Origin of the sequence: Clostridioides sp. ES-S-0010-02 (assembly GCA_020641055.1) — a bacterium.
In the GTDB taxonomy this organism is placed as follows: domain Bacteria; phylum Bacillota; class Clostridia; order Peptostreptococcales; family Peptostreptococcaceae; genus Clostridioides.
In genome coordinates this window covers 4,230,772-4,248,954 of record CP067345.1, presented here as the reverse complement: position 1 = coordinate 4,248,954, position 18,183 = coordinate 4,230,772, and the positions used below count along the sequence as shown (strand labels likewise).

Below are 18,183 nucleotides of genomic sequence, written 5' to 3'. Positions count from 1 at the left end.
AGTTGACGAGGTCAGAGTTAATCGAATTGTCGGCGGATGCTCTGCGGTGTGTTTACCATCGAAAGACTTCTTTAAATAATAGGAGTAATCCTATGGACAAAGGGAAGCCAAAGTAAACTTATATGACCTAACTCTTAAAATATATAAATAATATTTTTAGGAGGACACAAATAATGTGTGGAATAGTTGGATATTTAGGAAGTAGAAAGGCAGCAGAAGTTATCATAGAGGGGCTTTCTAAGCTAGAGTACAGAGGTTATGACTCAGCAGGTGTAGCAGTTAATGGTTCTAATTGTGATGAACTTAATATTAGAAAGTTCAAAGGTAGACTTTCTGTGCTTGCAGAAGATTTAGAAAAAAATCCTATTGATGGAAATTTGGGAATAGGACATACAAGATGGGCAACTCATGGAGAACCATCTGATGTAAATTCACATCCTCATTTTAATCAAGCTAAAACAATAGCAGTTGTTCATAATGGGATAATAGAAAATTATATGGAAATCAAAGAAGAATTAATTTCTGAAGGTGTTAAATTTGAATCTCAAACAGATACAGAAGTAATAGCACATTTAGTAGATAAATACTATGAAGGTAACTTATTAGACGCTGTATATAAAACTATATCAAAATTAAGAGGAGCTTATGCATTAGGTGTTATATGTAAAGAACATGGAAATGAATTAGTTGCAGTAAGAAAAGATAGTCCTCTTGTAGTTGGTGTGGGTGAAGGCGAAAACTTTATAGCATCAGATATACCTGCTTTATTAAAATATACTAGAGATGTTTATTTCTTAGAAAATGGAGAGATAGTTCACCTAAAAGATGAAAATGTAACAATTTATGACTCTAATAGAAATGTTGTAGAAAAAGAAGTATTCCATGTAACATGGGATGTAGAAGCTGCATCTAAAGGTGGATATGATTACTTTATGTCAAAAGAAATACATGAGCAACCAACAGGAGTTAGAGAAACTCTAGAAAGAAGACTTGATGATAATGGAAATATAATTTTAGATAGTATAAATATTTCTAAAGAAGATTTAGATAAAATAAATAAAGTTTATATAGTAGCTTGTGGAACGGCATATAATGCTGGATTACTTGGTAAGTATGCTATAGAAAAATTTGTAAATATACCAGTAATAACTGATATAGCATCAGAATTTAGATATAGTGACCCATTTGTAGATGAAAACTCATTAGTAATATTAGTTAGCCAATCTGGTGAAACAGCAGATACTTTAGCAGTACTAAGAGATTCAAAAGCTAAAGGAGCAAGAATACTTTCAATAACTAATGTTGTAGGTTCATCTATAGCAAGAGAATCAGATGATGTTTTCTATACTTGGGCAGGACCTGAAGTAGCAGTTGCATCAACTAAGGCATATACAACTCAAATAACTTCTTTATATATGATAGCTTTAGATTTTGCTATTAAAAAAGGAACAATAACTAGAGAGTTTTATGATGGTATGATTACTAAGATGAAAGAAATACCATCAAAAATACAAGAAATATTAGATAATGAAGAATATATAAAAGAAGTTGCTAAAACAGTTGTTAGCTCTGACCATGCTTTCTATTTAGGAAGAGGTATAGACTATAGTTTAGCAATGGAAGGTTCATTAAAATTAAAAGAAATATCATATATACATGCAGAAGCTTTTGCAGCAGGAGAATTAAAACATGGAACAATAGCATTAATAGAAAAAGGAACTCCTGTAATTGCTATAGCTACTCAAGAAAAATTATTTGAAAAAATGGTTTCTAATATGGAAGAAGTAAGAGCAAGAGGAGCTTATGTTGTAGCAATTGCTCAAAGTCATAATAAAGACGTTGAAAAAGCTGCTGAAAAAATAATTTATATACCAAACTCAGATGATATTTTATCACCAATATTAGCAGTTGTACCAATGCAATTACTTGCTTATCATGTTTCTGTATTAAGAGGTTGTGATGTAGATAAGCCAAGAAACTTAGCTAAATCAGTAACAGTTGAATAAAAATATATTAAAAAGTGCATAGATAATATCTATTAGAAAAAACTCATTCTATTTGTTATAATTTTATAGAATGAGTTTTTTATTATAGAAAAAAGCTATTAATCAATATGGAGGTGTATTTGTATAAAAGAGGTAAAGTTAAAATTAGAGACGTTAAAAAAAATCGAAAAAAATAACAATGATTGTATAAATTGCAAAAAATGTTTTAAGGTATGTCCTATGATGAAAGAATTTGGAGACTCACCAAGAGAACTTATGATAGACATTTTGCAAAATAAATCAATAAATAAAAATATACCATATTCTTGCATGTTATGTGGAATATGCAAGGTAGAGTGTCCAAAAGATATAGATTTAAAAGAAATGTTTTTTGATGTAAGGAAAGAAATATTTCATAGCAATCAAAAAGAATTAAATGATATAGGATATAGAACAATAAAATTTCATCAAACTAATAGTTTCTCTTCATTATTCTCAAAAAAATTTATTAAAAAAAACACCAAAAAGATTTTTTTTCCAGGATGTAGCCTTTCTAGCTATAGTAGTGACTTAGTATTAGCAACATATAAATATTTAGAAAATCATATAGAAAATATATCCTTAGCTTTTGAATGTTGTGGCAAGCCAACTTTAGCTATGGGAGATACAAATAAATTTGATAAATATTATTCTAAAATAGACAAGCTATTTAGAGAAAATGATATAGACGAAGTAATCGTAACTTGTCCAAATTGTTTTAATACTATAAGAAATAATAGTGATATAAAAGTGACTTCAATATGGGAAGTGATAAAAGAATATGGACTTCCAGAAAATCTAAAAAATCATTATGATGATTTAAATCAGGAATTTTTATTACATGACCCATGCCCTATAAGAAATGAGCATAATATACATGAATCAGTCAGATATATACTAGGTTTTATGGGAATAAAAATAATTGAATTTGAAAAAAATAGAGAAAACACAGAGTGTTGTGGCTCTGGAGGTATGGTAAGAGTTACTAATAATGAAGTTGCTATAAACCAGACCAAAAATAGAGCAAATAATGAAAAAACAGATTATGTAATCTCATACTGTCAATCTTGTTGTGAGTCTATGTTAATGGCAGATAAAAAAGTACTACATGTATTAGATTTAATTTTTGATGTTGATGTTATAAACAAAAATAAATTAACCCAGAAAAAAACATCATCTATTAAAAAATGGAGTACAAGGTATAAAGGAATAGAAGTAGCAAAGAAGATGAATATAGAAACTTAATAAATTCCCATAAAAAGTATATAAGCTAATGAAAGGAAATAATATGTTAGATACACATGCAAGAAAATATGTAGAGCCATTTATAATCAAAGGAGCAGAGTTCTTTTTAAAACTTAAATTAACTCCAAATAACGTGACAATAATAGCACTTATAGTTGGAATATCTACGTCTTTATTTATATATCTCGATATGAAAGTGCTAGCAATAATTACATTATGGGTTTCAGGATACCTAGATGCTGTAGATGGTGATATGGCGAGAAGTAGTAATAAAACATCCTTATTTGGAACATTAATGGATATTACTTTTGACAGAATAGTAGAAATAAGTATGATTTTAGTATTTGGCTTGAAGATGATTGATGTAAGGTTAAATCTAATGATTCTTTTAAGTAGTATTCTTATGTCAATGACTATATTTTTAACTGTTGGGGCCTTAACTGATAAAAAAGGTATGAAATCATTTTATTATCAAGCTGGTGTAGCTGAAAGGAGTGAGGGATTTATACTTTTTACTTTGATGATTTTATTTCAAAGTTATATTGGAACGATAGCAAATCTATTTTCTATAGTCGTTTTATTTACAGCAGTTCAAAGACTACTAGAAGCAAAAAAAATATTATAAATTAATTTTTGAGAGGGGAAAAAATGAAAAAGAGGATATTAACAATATTATTATGTTTAGGGCTTGTATTTGGATTGATAGGGTGTTCAAATAACGATAAAAAAGAAGAGCCTCAAAAAGATATATTAAAAAGTAGCAATGAAGAGATTTTAAAATCTGCAAAAGGTACAACAGTTAACTTTTATGGATATGGTGGAAATGAAGTAATGAATAAATGGTTTGATAGTTATGTAATTCCAAAGATGAAAGAAGACTATGACATAACTGTAAAAAGAGTAGGAATAGATATAGAAAACATTCTTAATAAACTATTGTCAGAAAAACAAGCTGGAAATGCTAAGGGTACTATAGATGTGGTTTGGATAAATGGAGAAAACTTCAAAACAGCAAAAGAGAATAAATTGCTATTTGGACCTTTTGTAGAGAAACTTTCTAATTATGAAAAGTATGTTGATTCATCTTCTGAAGATATTACTACAGATTTTGGAGTTAAGGTAGAGGGGATGGAAGCTCCTTGGGGTAAATCTCAATTTGCAGTTGTAACAGACACATCTAAGATTAATACAAAAATAACTGATGCAAAAACACTAAAAAAAGTAATTGTATCTAATCCTGGAAAATTTACCTATCCAGCCCCACCAGATTTTACAGGAAGTGCATTTGTCAGAAATATAATATATGATGTAGTAGGATATGATAAAGTAAAAAATTTACCAGAAGATGAAGCTAAAGTAAAACAAGTCATACAACCCGCTATGGAGTATCTTAAAGAAATAAAACCATACTTATGGAATAAAGGTAAAACTTATCCTGCGACATCTTCTCAGTTAGATAATATGTATTCAGATAATGAAACCTATTTTACAATGACTTATGCTCCAAATGTATTATTAGGAAGGATAGAAAGTGGAGAGTTTAGCAAATCTACAAAAGCAATAGAATTTGAAAAAGGAAATATAAGTAACACACATTTTGTTGCTATACCAGATAATTCTCAAAATAAAGAAGGTGCAATAGTGTTAATAGATTTTTTGATGAGTATAGATGCACAATCCTCTAAGACAGAAACTAAAAATTGGGGAGATACATCTGTTTTAGATATGAAGAAGATTCCAGGTGAAGATGTTAAGAAATTTAGTGAAACTATAGTATTAAAAAATTCAGTTCCAGAATTAAAAGCGGGAATAGTTCCAATAATAGAAAAAATATGGACTAAAGAGGTACTAGAAAGTGAAAAGTAAAATAATTAATGATAAAATAATTCCATATTTATTAATAGCACCTGTATCTATCATCCTGATACTTATAATGGGTGTAGGAATTATAAATTGCATCTCACAAAGTCTAGGATTTTTTCCTCAGATTGGTCTTGAGCAAATTACATTAAATTATTATAGAGAAATTTTTAGAGATTCTAATTTTTTAGAATCTCTTATCTTTAGTTTGAAGATTTCTTTAGTGTCATCAATTTTGGCTATTATTATAGGTATACTTTTAGCATATATAATGTCTCAAAATAAATTTTCTAAAGTTAGATATATGATTCTAAATGTTCCGCTAGTAGTTCCACATATAATAGCTGTATTATTGGTATTTATAATATTTTCTCAAACAGGTATAGTTTCAAGAGTATTTTATTTTTTCAATATAATAAAGGATTCATCTGAATTTATACCAATGGTTTCTGATAAAAATGGAATAGGGATAATTTCAGTTTATTTGTGGAAAGGAATACCATATATAACACTAATGGTTTATAATATATTGAAAAATATAAATGATAATCTACAACAAGTGTCTATAAATTTAGGTGCAAGTAAACTTCAAACGTTTAGATATATAGTGTTGCCGCTTGCTATGCCTACAATAATTTCTTCATTTATAATAATTTTTGCCTTTTCATTTGGTTCTTTTGAAGTACCTTTTTTAATAGGTGCATCAACTCCAAAAGCATTACCAGTTCAAGCATATCTGAGTTATTCTAGTTCAGATTTAATGCAAAGACCAATCTCAATGTGTATCAATGTTGTATTATCTGGAATAAGTTTTATACTATTAATAATTTATGATAGATTTTTTAATAAAATATCAAAATATAATGTATAGGAGTATCTATGAGTAAAAAATTTAATATAATTCTTAATATCATGTTTGTAGTTATTATAGCTCCTATAATATTATTGTCAATATGGGGAGTTGTAAATACATGGCCATTTCCAAATCTTTTACCTAAGGAATTTTCATTAAGAGGATTTAGATATATTTTGGATATAAATAATCTGAATATCATTTTGAGAAGTATTATAATATCAATAACTGTAGTCTTAGTTACTATTTTATTAAGTATACCAGCATCTAAAGCGTTAGCACTATACGATTTTAAAGGAAAAAGGTTTTGTGAGTTACTGATATTGTCTCCAATTATAATTCCACTAATATCTGTTGCTATGGGCATACATATAGCATTTATTAGAATAGGCCTGGCCAATAATATTTTGGGAGTAATTATTATAAATATACTTCCATGTATACCATATTCAGTTCGAATAATAACAGATGTTTATAAATTAATAGGTGATAATTTAGAAATACAAGCGAAAGTACTTGGAGCAAGTAGATTTAATACATTTAGATATGTAACCTTCCCTTTGATTTTGCCAGGGATATTGGGTGCATCAAGTATGTCTTTCATAATATCCTTTAGTCAATATTTTTTGACTCTTCTTATAGGGGGAGGTAGTGTCATAACTTATCCAATGATTATGTTTCCATATATACAAAGTGGAGACAGGACAATCGCATCTTTGTATAGTATGCTCTTTTTAATAATAAGTTTATTTATCTTGATAATAATAGAATACAATGTAAAAAAGAACTATAAGCATATTCAAAATACAAGGCTATTTTAGTACGATTGGAGGTGTAATAATTGTCATCAGTTAAACTTATAAATTTATGTAAGAGTTTTAACAAAATCAAAGTTTTAAACAATATGAATTTAGATATAAAAGAAGGAGAAATAGTTTCTCTTTTAGGTCCATCAGGTTGTGGAAAAAGTACTACTCTAAAATTAATTGCTGGTATTTTACATCCTGATTGCGGAGATATACTTTTAAATAATGAATCAGTATTAGATATACCTATAGGAAAAAGAGATACTGTAATAGTTTTTCAAGATTATTTATTATTTCCACATATGACTTTATATGAAAATATAGAATTTGGTCTTAAAATGAAAAAAATAAATAAGAATATAAGAAAAAGTAGAGTAAACGAACTTATAAATTTAGTTAAGTTAAAAGGATATGAAAATAAATATCCAAACGAACTCTCAGGAGGACAACAACAACGTGTTGCAATAGCAAGGTCTTTAGCAATAAATCCAAAGGTACTGTTATTAGATGAGCCATTTTCAAATTTAGATATTAATTTACGCAATGAAATGAGGGAATTTGTATTAGGATTACAAAAACATCTAAAGATAACAACGATATTAGTAACACATGACAAAGAAGAAGCGTTAATGATGAGTGATAGAATAGCAGTTATGTTAAATGGTGAGGTTAAACAATTCGACACACCTGATAATCTTTATGAAAATCCCAAAAGTAAAGAAGTTGCAAATATATTTGGAGAAAAAAATTATTTAATCGGAAATATAAGAAATGGAGAATTTGTAAATGATATAATTTCTATTAAATTAGATAAATATAAAAATATAAATATAGATAATGTAGAGTTAATGATACCAAAAGAAAGTATAATCCTAAAAACGATTGATAATGATGTAGGAAGACAAGGGTCTATATTAAAAAAAAGATATGCAGGAGATAAAGTTTACTATGATGTAGATATTGATGGAACGGTATTAAAAGCTAGTAGCAACAATAATTTATATGAAATAAATGAAAAGGTAGATGTGTTTATGGAACAAAGAAAAATTCTATTCTTTCCTGTTGAACTATAGAAAAAAACTATGGCTGTAAACAAGTAAATAAGTATCAAATATATTTTAATTTTGTTATAATGAATTCGAATACTATAATAAAATAAGATTTTATATCAAAAAAGGGAATATTTTTAATATTTGGAGGGTAATTTTATGAAATTTAGTAAAAGATTTAAAGTTTTAGCTATTGGTTTAACTTTAGTATTAACATTAGGGAGTGTAGTTGGTTGTGATTCTAAAGAATCAGAAAAACCAAAAGAATCTTCTCAAAGTCAAGATAAGGCTAGTTATAAAGAAGCCACAGGTGAAGAGGCTGTAAAAATGATGAAGAAAAATAAAGAATTATTGATATTAGATGTAAGAGGTGCAGAGGACTATGCTAAAGGTCATATTATAAATGGTATAAATATATCAGTAGATGATTTAGAAGATAAATTAAGTGATTTAGAAGGATATAAGGATAAAACTATATTAGCGTATTGTAACTCAGGTAAAAAAAGTGCAAAAGCTGCTGAAATATTAGTAAAAAATGGATTTAAAGATGTTTATAATGTAGAAGGTGTGAAAGATTTTGATTATGAATTAGTTACATATAATGATATAACTGCGCCTGAAATGTTAAAGTTAATAAGCGAAAATAAAGATTCTATAGTAATAGATGCTAGAAAGTCAAAAGAATTTGAAACTGGACATTTAAAAGAAGCTATCAATATACCACTAGAAGACACAGAAAAGAAAATGGGAGAACTTGATAAAAATAAGGATATAATTTTATACTGTAGAACTGGAAATAGAAGTGGGCAAGCAGCTAAAATACTTTCAGAGAATGGATTTACAAAAGTATATAATTCAGTTGATGGTGTGGATGAATATGATTTTGATTTAGTTAAATAGATTTAAAATAATAAAAGATTGATTAGAAATCGGAGTACAAATTATGTCGAAGAAATTAAGAGAAGAAATAGAAGAAGGTTTTTGTGCTAATGTTAAATCAATTTCTACAGAAGATTTGAAAGAGAAAGTACAAGATGAATCTTGGGTTATAGTTGATACTCGTTTAAATGATGCATATAATGGCTGGAAATTAGATGGAGTAAAAAGAGGTGGACATATAAGAGGAGCAGTAGATTTTTCTGCGAATTGGTTATATGTAGACTCAGATAAAAAAGACAAAGTATTAGAACAAGCACTAAAAACAAAAGGTATTGATTTAGATAAAAATATAGTACTATATGATGCTAATGGAAAAGATGCTTTACTTGTAGCTACTTACTTATCTAAAAAAGGATATAAAAATCTATATAAATATGATATTAAACAATGGGCAAATAATGAAAATCTTCCAATGGAAAGATATAAAAATTATCAAATGATAGTACCTGCTTCCATAATAAAAGATATCTTGGATGGAAAAATTCCAGAGACATTTGAATATTCTAAGAATATAAAAATGATTGAAGCAAGTTGGGGAGAAGAAAAAGAATCTTATGCAAAAGGGCATATACCTACAAGTGTTCATATAAATACTGATATTATAGAACCTCCTCCAACATGGATGCTTACTAACAATGATAATTTGGCCAAATTTGCTTTAGACTATGGATTTACAAAAGATGATACTGTGATAGTTTCAAGTAGCGCATCTATGGCTTCTTATAGAATTGCTATTATATTACGATATATAGGAGTAAGAGATGTAAGAGTTTTGAATGGTGGAATAAACTCATGGTTATCAGAAGGATATGAGCTGGAGTTAACTAGTAATCCAAAAAGTTCATGTACTACTTTTGGGGAAAATATACCAGCTAATCCACAACTAATTGTTAGTATGCCAGAATTAAAGCAAAAACTAAGAGATAAAAATAAATTTACATTAGTGGACAATCGTTCTTGGGATGAACATATAGGTAAAATATCTGGATATAGCTATTATGATAAAAAAGGTCGTATACCAGGAGCCTTATATGGTCATGCAGGTAGTGACAGTGTATCACTAGAAGAGTATCGTAATATAGATAACACAATGAGAAATCAATATGAAATATTGGCAATGTGGGATAAAGAAAATATAGATACTAATAAACAACTTGCATTTATGTGTGGAAGTGGATGGCGTGCTGCAGAGGTATTAACATATGCAAATGTTATGGGATTTGAAAATACTTCTCTCTATAGTGATGGATGGATGGGATGGAGTCTTGATGATTCAAATCCAATTGAAACAGGAGATTCAAAATAGAATTTTGTAAAAAATATAATATAATTGTTTAAAATGAAGGTATATTCAGTTTATTAAGTTGAATATACCTTTGTTATGTTTTAAAATATAAACATAGTTAGAATATGCTTATATGGATGTGCACTTATTTAAACATATTATTAGCAATATAGAATTATAAAATTATATATTATGAGGTGTGAAATATGATTAGTAAAGATGAAAAAGCAAGGTTAAAAGCTGAAGGTATATTAGCCCAAAGCCAAGAAGGGTATTTCTCAATAAGAATATTGAGTAGAGCGGGAAACTTTACAGCAGAACAGCTTATCAACCTATCAAAGTTATCTGAAAAATATGGTAGAGGTTATTTAGGTGTTACTACTAGATTAGCTGTTGAAATACCATGGATAAAGTATGAAGATATAGATTTAATGAAGGAAGATTTAAAAGCTGTAGGGCTAAAGCATGGTGGTACGGGTAAAAAAGTAAGACCATTAGTCGCATGCAAAGGTACTGTATGTCAACATGGAATATATGATACACAAGAATTATGTGGAAAGTTACATGATTCATATTTTGGATATGATTTACCATCTAAAACTAAAATTACACTAGTTGGATGTCCAAATAACTGTGCAAAAGCAAATACTAATGATGTGGGTATAGTAGGTCAAGTATACGTAAAATTTAATGAAGATAAATGTAAAAATTGTGGATTGTGTACATCATCTTGTAGACAAAAATCAGTTTATATGGAAGATAAGAAATTAGTGTGGAATAAAGAAGAATGTGTAAATTGTGGAAAGTGTGCTCAAGCATGTCCATTTGGAGCTATGGAAGTTGATAAAAAAGGACTAGCTGTTTATCTTGGTGGTAGAATGGGAAGAGGCTATAGATTTGGAGATAGACTTAGTAATTTGTATACAGAGGATAATATAGAAGAATTAGTGCAAGATGTATTTTATACATATAAACAATTAGCAAGTCCAGGAGAAAGAATAAGTAAAGTATTAGAGAGAATTGGAATCGAAGAGTTTGAAAAACATTTATTTAATATAAAATTACAAAATGCATAAAAATACATATTGATAAAGTATATCTCTCTTAAATTTGTTAATAATTCTGTTATAGAGAAAAACAAATTTAAGGGGGATTTTTATTATGAAGATAATAAAATTAGTTGTAAGTTTTTTTATGTTAATGGCTATAGGCATGACAATATCTTATGCAGATGCAAATATAAATACTAGATATAATAAATTAATTAGTGCTCTTGAAACTTCAGAAGCCGATTTTAAATATTATAATATGAAAATTAATTCTGTTATAAATTACAATTTATCAAATAAAGAATTACATAATATTTTTCTAGAAATAATTAACAATCTAAAGTTAGATGAAAAAGGAATAAATTGGAACCAAAAAGGGTATGGCGATGAAATACAATTATATGCTACTATAAAAGATAGCGATAAAGAAATTTCTATAAAAGGAATAAATAAAAATAATAAAGAAAGCTACATAATAGTTGACATATTGGACAACAAAGTATATAAACATAAAGAGGATATTTATAGTAGTGTAGAAAACGTGTTAAATAAATATTCATCTCAAGTAGATGTATCTGCTTGTATTGTTGGAGAATACACAAAAAGGTTACAAAACCACAAATATGATGATATTTTACAAAAAATATTATATAATATGAGTGCTAAGCAAATAGATAAAGTGAAAGACGTAAACTTTTTATCTATAACAGCATATAGTAAAGTATTAAATGATGATGATTTAGAATATTTAGGGGAAAAAATCAATTTAAATATAGGAATTAAATATAATGAGGACGATGGAAAAACACTCATATATATTGCCACACCAATTATAAAATTAGATTATTAATTATGAGGAGATCAGAAAATATGGCTAAGATAATAGTAAAAAAGAGTAATCCACTTAAAGGTAGTGTTAAAATAGATGGCGCAAAAAACGCAGTTTTACCAATAATAGCAGCAACTTTATTAGCAAACGGGAAATCAACTTTAAATGGAGTTCCAAATTTAAGAGATGTTCATGTTATATCAGATTTATTAAGACATGTAGGAGCAGAAGTTGAATATAAAGAAAATACACTTACTGTTGACGCAAGTAATATAAGAACTTGTGAAGCTCCATATGAGCTTGTAAGAAAGATGAGAGCTTCTTTTTTGGTTATGGGACCATTACTTGCTAGATTTAATAGTACAAAAATTTCTATGCCAGGAGGATGTGCTATAGGAACGAGACCTATAGATTTACATTTAAAAGGATTTAAAGCTTTAGGTGCAAAAATAGAAATGGACCACGGTTTTGTTGAAGCCGCAACAGAAAAATTAGTAGGAAATAAATTGTATTTAGATTTCCCATCTGTTGGAGCTACTGAAAATATAATGATGGCAGCTTCTTTAGCAGAAGGAACTACAATAATAGAAAATGCAGCAGAAGAACCAGAAATAGTTGACTTAGCTAATTTCTTAAATGAAATGGGAGCAGATGTTAAAGGTGCAGGTACTAACACTATAAAGATAAAAGGTGTTAAGGAGTTAAAAGGAGCAGAACATAATGTAATTCCAGACAGAATAGAAGCAGCAACTTATATGGTTGCAGCAGCTATGACAAAAGGTGATATAACAGTTGAAAATGTTTTAATGGAGCATTTAAAGCCAGTTGTAGCTAAATTAAGAGAAGCTGGTTGTGAAATTACAGAGATGGACAATTCTGTTAGAGTAGTAGGTCCAAAGGTATTAAAGCCAATAGACATAAAGACTTTACCACATCCAGGGTTTCCTACAGATGTGCAAGCTCAATTTATGGCTATGCTTACTGTAGCTAATGGAACTGGTGTAGTTATAGAAACTGTTTTTGAAAATAGATTTATGCATGTTGCTGAATTCAATAGAATGGGTGCTAATATAAAAATAGATGGAAGAAGTGCGGTTGTTAATGGAGTAGATGAATTACACGGTGCAGCAGTAAATGCTACTGATTTAAGAGCAGGAGCAGCGCTTATTTTATGCGGTCTTATAGCAGAAGGAGAAACTCAAATAGGAGAAATATACCATATTCAAAGAGGTTATGTTGATATAGATAAAAAGATAACAGCATTAGGTGGTCAAATCAAAATAGTAGAAGATTAATAATTGGTTTAGATAAGTAAGTTATAAATTGATAGGGTTGTTCATATACTTAAATACAAGGTTTTAAAAGCTAAGGAGGAGAGTATATGAAGAACCCATTGGTTGTTTTGTTAGGATTTGTAACTTGCTCTGTGTTAGTCCCTTCATTGATAACTTTAGTTTCTTACAAAAATGTGGAGCTAACTGAAAAACCAGAGAAAGTAGTTTCCATAAACAAAACCATTAAAAAAAATGATATTAAAAATGAAGGTAAGAAAGAAGATAAAAAGGTAGTAAACTATGAAACTGTAGACAAAAAAACACCAGTTATAAATGTCTATAATCACATGTCAGGTAAAGTTGAAAAAATGGACATGGAAAACTATTTATGTGGAGTACTAGCTGGTGAGATGTCCTCGGATTTTGATATAGAGGCCTTAAAAGCCCAAGCTGTAGCAGCTAGAACGTATGTAGTATATAAGCAAGAACATGGGAAATCAAGTAAACATAAAAATGCAGTGGTATGTACTGATTATAAACACTGTCAAGAATACAAGAGTTATGCGACTCTTAAAAAGTTGAATGGTGAAGAATGGATTAAAAATAAGTATTCTAAAATTAAAAACGCAGTTAAAGGCACTAAGGGGCAGATAATAACTTACAATGATAAGGCTATACTTCCTCTTTATTTCTCTACCTCATCAGGGAAAACAGAGAATAGTGAAGAGGTATTTTCATCAAAATATCCTTATTTAAAATCTGTAGAAAGCCCATATGATAAGTATTCTCCCAAATTTGCATCAACACTTAAAATAAGCAACACAGATTTTGTTAAGAGCCTTAGAAAGTCTTATAGTAGCATTGTGATAGATGTAAATAACTTGAGTAAACAAGTTGCAATAACTGAAAGAAGCGATGCTGGAACTGTAGAAAAAATAAAATTAGGAAACAAAGAAGTCACAGGAAAAGATGTGAGGACTGTTTTTAACTTAAATTCTGCAAACTTTGATATAAAATTTGGAGAAGGATACATAGATTTTGTAGTAAAAGGATATGGTCATGGAGTTGGTATGAGCCAATGGGGAGCTGAAGGTATGGCAGAAGAAGGCTATAAATACTATGATATATTATCACATTACTATACTGATACAAAAATAAAAGATATATACTAATAATTGTATAAAATACCAAAAACACGTCAATAATCCAAATGTAGAAATATATTTGGAGGTGCGAAATGAAGAAAAAACTGTTAGAAAAAGATGGTTTTTATTTATCTTTATTTGTATGTGTTTGTTTATTAGCAGTAGGTGGAGTTTGGTTTACAAATAATAATGTAGATAAATTAGCTTCTAATAAAGGCATGATAGAAAAATCTAATAAAGATAGTGAAGAGGAAATACATTTAATTGAAAAAGATAAGAAAGATGCTATCCCTACTGCGACAGATTCAAAACAAAACTTAGAAAAAGCTAAGGCAAAAGAAGAAAATAAGTCAAGTACAACAAAATTAAATTACATTGGTGATAAGATAATAAGAGAATATTCAGAAAAAGAACCTAGTTATTCTAAAACATTGGATGTTTGGGAAACTCATAAAGGTATAGATGTTAGTTGTACTAAAGGTAAAGAAATAAAATCTCTATTAAACGGAATGGTAGTAGATGTATTTGATGATGAAGAATATGGAAAATCAGTAAAAATAAAAAGCGACAATAATACTGTAGTAGTATATTCAAATCTAGATGAAAATGTTAGTGTTAAGAAGAATCAGAAAGTAACAGAAGGACAATCATTAGGGACTGTAGGAAGTACTTCTCAGATAGAAAGTGAAGAGGGTATACATGTGCATTTAGAAGCATATAATGGAGAAAAATCTATAGACCCAATGAGTCTAATTAAGTAAAAGTATAACAAGTTTAATCATATTTGGTTAAGCTTGTTATATTTTTTGGTGTTTTTACATATATATCATTAAAGCTATTATGTGAGGGGGGTAATCTTTGAGATCTCATATAGAGGAAAGAGCCATAGTGGTAGCAAAATATATACTTGAAAAAAACACTACAGTAAGACAAACAGCCAAGACATTTGGAGTAAGTAAGAGTACAATTCACAAGGATGTTACAGAAAGATTAAAGGAAATAAATCCATCCCTTGCCAAAGAAGTTAAAAGTGTGCTAGACAAAAATAAATCAGAGAGACATATTAGAGGGGGATTAGCAACGAAATTAAAGTATGAGAAGGAACATAAAAAAATGTAGGTTAAAAACCTACTTTTTTTATTACATTAAATTATTGTAAGAAATATATTATATAATTATAAATAGCAAAAGAATAATACTCTCAAAACATTTATTTTCTCTTGATTAAAGCGAGATTTTTGTATATGCTTTATTATAGGAGTATTAATAAATAGGCTTATAATATAATCTAATATATAAATGAAGGAGTTGAAAAAATGGCTGGAGCTGATATAGGCATAGATTTAGGTACTGCAAATGTACTTGTTTATGTTAGTGGTAAGGGAATCGTTTTAGAAGAACCATCTGTTGTTGCAATAGACAACAGAACAGATTCTGTTTTAGCTGTAGGAGAAGAGGCTAAAAAAATGATAGGAAGAACACCAGGAAATATAGTTGCAATAAGACCTTTAAGAGATGGTGTAATTTCAGATTATGATGTAACTGAGAAGATGTTAAAATCTTTTATAGATAAGATAGTTGATAAAAAGGGATTTGGAAGATTTTTCATGCCTAGAATTATGGTATGTGTGCCAACAGGTGTTACAGAAGTAGAAAAGAGAGCAGTAGAGGATGCTACTAGACAAGCTGGGGCTAGAGAAGTGTATATCATAGAAGAGCCAATAGCAGCAGCTATAGGAGCTGGTGTAGACATATCACAACCTAATGGTAATATGATTATAGATATTGGTGGAGGAACTGTAGATATAGCCGTAATATCACTAGGGGGAGCAGTTGTAAGTGAATCTATAAAAGTTGGCGGAGACCGATTTGATGATGCTATAGTTAAGTACATGAAAAAACAACATAATCTTCTTATTGGAGAAAGAACCGCAGAAAAAATTAAGTTTGAAATTGGTTCTGCATTTAAGAGAGAAGAAGAAAAGTATATGAAAATAACAGGAAGAAATCTGATTACAGGTCTTCCTAGTTCTATAACTATAAACTCAGCAGAAATGTTAGAAGCCCTTAGAGAATGTGTTGAACAAATAGTTGTTGCAACTCATGCTGTTTTAGAAAAAACACCACCTGAATTAGCAGCAGACATAGGTGATGTTGGTATAATAATGACTGGCGGAGGCTCATTATTATATGGATTAGATAAGATAATAGAACAGAGAACAGGAATAACTGTTACAATAGCAGATGAACCACTATCTTGTGTTGCGAAAGGAACAGGGATTGCTTTGGGCTCAATAGATTTACTTGAAACAGGTGGGTCTTTCAAAAGAAAATAATTAGGAGAGTTTAAAATGTTAAATATAGATGAAATAAAAGAACTAATACCACATAGATATCCATTTTTATTAGTGGACAAGATTACAGAGTTAGAAGTTGGAAAAAGAGCTGTTGGTATAAAAAATGTAACAGTTAATGAACCATTTTTTCAAGGTCATTTTCCAAATTACCCATTGATGCCAGGAGTGCTGATAGTAGAAGCTCTAGCACAAGTGTGTGGAGTAGCAATGATGTCTTTGGAAGAAAATAAAGGGAAATTAGGTGTATTTGCTGGTATTGATAAAGTTAGAATCAAGAGAGAAGTAAGACCAGGAGATACATTGACTATGGAAGTTGAAATGACAACGCTTAGAAGAAATATAGCAAAAGCAGATGCTAAAGCTTATGTTGGTGAAGAACTTGTCTGTAAAGGTGAGTTAATGTTTGCTCTAGTAGAAAAATAAAATTTTTAAAAATGAAAAGCATTAAAACAGAAGAATAAATATCAAAATAAAAAGGTAGATAATTTGGAGTATTTATTAAATTAAATACTCTATAGTATCTACCTTTTTAATACAAAAAATTTTATCAGTTACCTTATATAAGATTTAAGTAGATACCAATAGTGCTAAGGCTATTGTTTCAGCTAAGTCTAGTATAAAGCTAAGACGTATATTATTAAATGAAAGTCTGTTATTTTCATCAATTTTATCTACAATCCCTACTATAGAATAATTTCCTATTTGAGGTAGTTTTTTTCCCACACCTTTTCCGGGCAGGATAGGTCCTTCTCTAATCTGTATATTGCCTATGTTACTCTGTGACCCCAAGCAAGCATCTATAGCCAAGAAGTTACCTTGCATATGTGTATTTTTTATAGTATCTAAAGACTCATATATATTTAAGGCGTGAATAGGGTTATCTAGTGTACCGTAAACGGGGTATTTAAATTTACTGTTTTTAAGTATTGTTCCAACTAAAGGGCCTAAAGTATCACCTATAGCCCTGTCTGTTCCTATGCAAACAACAATCGTATTTTCATTAATTATGGTTTTGAGAACTGAACTTAGCATCTGTATAACATCATCATCGCTGTAATTTACTTTAGCTAAATACAATAGGAACACCCCCTTCAAAAAAATATATGAATAAAAAACACTAAAAAGACCTAACTTTAAATTTCAGATAGAGATAATATTTTATTTGTCTCACAAAAAAAGTAATGGCAAAAATATGGCTAAAAATCTTGACAAAATTTTAAAAAAATAGTAAGCTAATAAAGTAAAATAAAACTTAAATCTTGATTACCTTATCAAGAGCGGCTGAGGGATAGGCCCTGTGAAGCCCAGCAACCACCCAAATGGGAAAAGGTGCTAATTCCTACAAGACAAAAGTCTTGAAAGATGAGGTCAGTTAATTAGTATGCGATTACGATTATTAACCTCTTCTTATAAGGAGAGGTTTTTTATTTTGAGTAAAATTTCTAAGAATTGAAGATAAGGTAAAATC

The 18,183-nt window shown here is 29.1% G+C and carries 18 protein-coding genes and 1 riboswitch; of the genes, 17 read left to right on the top strand and 1 reads right to left on the bottom strand.

Annotation, left to right across the window (positions count from 1 at the left end):
• Window positions 1–173 precede the first annotated feature (173 nt).
• The 17 genes from glmS to fabZ all read left to right on the top strand — a co-directional run bounded on the left by glmS (window position 174) and on the right by fabZ (window position 17,138).
• The gene (glmS, locus tag JJC01_19850) at window positions 174–2,006 is read left to right on the top strand and encodes a glutamine--fructose-6-phosphate transaminase (isomerizing) (protein UDN58375.1); all 1,833 of its coding nucleotides are present in this window, start codon (window positions 174–176) and stop codon (window positions 2,004–2,006) included.
• A gap of 222 nt (window positions 2,007–2,228) precedes the next feature.
• Window positions 2,229–3,269, top strand: coding sequence for a (Fe-S)-binding protein (locus JJC01_19845; GenBank protein UDN58374.1), 1,041 nt, complete (start codon window positions 2,229–2,231; stop codon window positions 3,267–3,269).
• 43 nt (window positions 3,270–3,312) lie between these two features.
• Window positions 3,313–3,894 (top strand): CDP-alcohol phosphatidyltransferase family protein, encoded by a 582-nt coding sequence (locus tag JJC01_19840; GenBank protein UDN58373.1) that lies wholly within the window; start codon window positions 3,313–3,315, stop codon window positions 3,892–3,894.
• A 23-nt stretch (window positions 3,895–3,917) separates the two neighbouring features.
• A complete protein-coding gene (locus JJC01_19835) occupies window positions 3,918–5,135 on the top strand; it encodes an ABC transporter substrate-binding protein (protein ID UDN58372.1) in 1,218 nt (405 codons plus the stop codon).
• 4 nt (window positions 5,136–5,139) lie between these two features.
• A complete protein-coding gene (locus JJC01_19830; protein ID UDN60224.1) occupies window positions 5,140–6,000 on the top strand; it encodes an ABC transporter permease subunit in 861 nt (286 codons plus the stop codon).
• An 8-nt stretch (window positions 6,001–6,008) separates the two neighbouring features.
• Window positions 6,009–6,803, top strand: a complete 795-nt coding sequence (locus tag JJC01_19825; GenBank protein UDN58371.1) for an ABC transporter permease subunit — start codon at window positions 6,009–6,011, stop codon at window positions 6,801–6,803.
• Between the two features lie 20 nt (window positions 6,804–6,823).
• Window positions 6,824–7,861 carry an ABC transporter ATP-binding protein gene (locus JJC01_19820; GenBank protein ID UDN58370.1) on the top strand — a complete coding sequence of 346 codons (1,038 nt, stop codon included), beginning with the start codon at window positions 6,824–6,826 and terminating at the stop codon, window positions 7,859–7,861.
• Between the two features lie 135 nt (window positions 7,862–7,996).
• The gene (locus tag JJC01_19815) at window positions 7,997–8,737 is read left to right on the top strand and encodes a rhodanese-like domain-containing protein (GenBank protein UDN58369.1); all 741 of its coding nucleotides are present in this window, start codon (window positions 7,997–7,999) and stop codon (window positions 8,735–8,737) included.
• Window positions 8,738–8,780: 43 nt separating this feature from the next.
• Window positions 8,781–10,082 (top strand): thiosulfate sulfurtransferase, encoded by a 1,302-nt coding sequence (locus JJC01_19810; GenBank protein UDN58368.1) that lies wholly within the window; start codon window positions 8,781–8,783, stop codon window positions 10,080–10,082.
• 185 nt (window positions 10,083–10,267) lie between these two features.
• Window positions 10,268–11,137 (top strand): 4Fe-4S binding protein, encoded by an 870-nt coding sequence (locus JJC01_19805; protein UDN58367.1) that lies wholly within the window; start codon window positions 10,268–10,270, stop codon window positions 11,135–11,137.
• 85 nt (window positions 11,138–11,222) lie between these two features.
• Complete coding sequence (locus tag JJC01_19800) at window positions 11,223–11,960, top strand: YwmB family TATA-box binding protein (GenBank protein UDN58366.1); 738 nt, start codon at window positions 11,223–11,225, stop codon at window positions 11,958–11,960.
• A 20-nt stretch (window positions 11,961–11,980) separates the two neighbouring features.
• The gene (gene murA / locus JJC01_19795; protein UDN58365.1) at window positions 11,981–13,234 is read left to right on the top strand and encodes a UDP-N-acetylglucosamine 1-carboxyvinyltransferase; all 1,254 of its coding nucleotides are present in this window, start codon (window positions 11,981–11,983) and stop codon (window positions 13,232–13,234) included.
• An 86-nt stretch (window positions 13,235–13,320) separates the two neighbouring features.
• A complete protein-coding gene (spoIID, locus tag JJC01_19790; protein UDN58364.1) occupies window positions 13,321–14,385 on the top strand; it encodes a stage II sporulation protein D in 1,065 nt (354 codons plus the stop codon).
• Between the two features lie 65 nt (window positions 14,386–14,450).
• Entirely contained in the window at window positions 14,451–15,119 is a 669-nt protein-coding gene (locus tag JJC01_19785) for a M23 family metallopeptidase (GenBank protein ID UDN58363.1), read from the top strand.
• Window positions 15,120–15,216: 97 nt separating this feature from the next.
• Window positions 15,217–15,477 (top strand): sporulation transcriptional regulator SpoIIID, encoded by a 261-nt coding sequence (gene spoIIID / locus JJC01_19780; GenBank protein ID UDN58362.1) that lies wholly within the window; start codon window positions 15,217–15,219, stop codon window positions 15,475–15,477.
• Window positions 15,478–15,674: 197 nt separating this feature from the next.
• Entirely contained in the window at window positions 15,675–16,694 is a 1,020-nt protein-coding gene (locus JJC01_19775) for a rod shape-determining protein (GenBank protein UDN58361.1), read from the top strand.
• A 15-nt stretch (window positions 16,695–16,709) separates the two neighbouring features.
• Window positions 16,710–17,138 carry a 3-hydroxyacyl-ACP dehydratase FabZ gene (fabZ, locus tag JJC01_19770; GenBank protein UDN58360.1) on the top strand — a complete coding sequence of 143 codons (429 nt, stop codon included), beginning with the start codon at window positions 16,710–16,712 and terminating at the stop codon, window positions 17,136–17,138.
• 144 nt (window positions 17,139–17,282) lie between these two features.
• On the opposite strand, the gene yyaC is transcribed toward fabZ, so the two are convergent.
• Window positions 17,283–17,792, bottom strand: coding sequence for a spore protease YyaC (gene yyaC / locus JJC01_19765; protein ID UDN58359.1), 510 nt, complete (start codon window positions 17,790–17,792; stop codon window positions 17,283–17,285).
• Between the two features lie 188 nt (window positions 17,793–17,980).
• Window positions 17,981–18,084: riboswitch (SAM riboswitch) on the top strand.
• Window positions 18,085–18,183: the final 99 nt, after the last annotated feature.

What these genes read in the sequence shown, in the direction of transcription:
- glmS (UDN58375.1), top strand. Translation starts at nt 174, where the DNA reads ATGTGTGGAATAGTTGGATATTTAGGAAGTAGAAAGGCAGCAGAAGTT.
- JJC01_19845 (UDN58374.1), top strand. Translation starts at nt 2,229, where the DNA reads ATGAAAGAATTTGGAGACTCACCAAGAGAACTTATGATAGACATTTTG.
- JJC01_19840 (UDN58373.1), top strand. Translation starts at nt 3,313, where the DNA reads ATGTTAGATACACATGCAAGAAAATATGTAGAGCCATTTATAATCAAA.
- JJC01_19835 (UDN58372.1), top strand. Translation starts at nt 3,918, where the DNA reads ATGAAAAAGAGGATATTAACAATATTATTATGTTTAGGGCTTGTATTT.
- JJC01_19825 (UDN58371.1), top strand. Translation starts at nt 6,009, where the DNA reads ATGAGTAAAAAATTTAATATAATTCTTAATATCATGTTTGTAGTTATT.
- JJC01_19815 (UDN58369.1), top strand. Translation starts at nt 7,997, where the DNA reads ATGAAATTTAGTAAAAGATTTAAAGTTTTAGCTATTGGTTTAACTTTA.
- JJC01_19810 (UDN58368.1), top strand. Translation starts at nt 8,781, where the DNA reads ATGTCGAAGAAATTAAGAGAAGAAATAGAAGAAGGTTTTTGTGCTAAT.
- JJC01_19805 (UDN58367.1), top strand. Translation starts at nt 10,268, where the DNA reads ATGATTAGTAAAGATGAAAAAGCAAGGTTAAAAGCTGAAGGTATATTA.
- JJC01_19800 (UDN58366.1), top strand. Translation starts at nt 11,223, where the DNA reads ATGAAGATAATAAAATTAGTTGTAAGTTTTTTTATGTTAATGGCTATA.
- murA (UDN58365.1), top strand. Translation starts at nt 11,981, where the DNA reads ATGGCTAAGATAATAGTAAAAAAGAGTAATCCACTTAAAGGTAGTGTT.
- spoIID (UDN58364.1), top strand. Translation starts at nt 13,321, where the DNA reads ATGAAGAACCCATTGGTTGTTTTGTTAGGATTTGTAACTTGCTCTGTG.
- JJC01_19785 (UDN58363.1), top strand. Translation starts at nt 14,451, where the DNA reads ATGAAGAAAAAACTGTTAGAAAAAGATGGTTTTTATTTATCTTTATTT.
- JJC01_19775 (UDN58361.1), top strand. Translation starts at nt 15,675, where the DNA reads ATGGCTGGAGCTGATATAGGCATAGATTTAGGTACTGCAAATGTACTT.
- fabZ (UDN58360.1), top strand. Translation starts at nt 16,710, where the DNA reads ATGTTAAATATAGATGAAATAAAAGAACTAATACCACATAGATATCCA.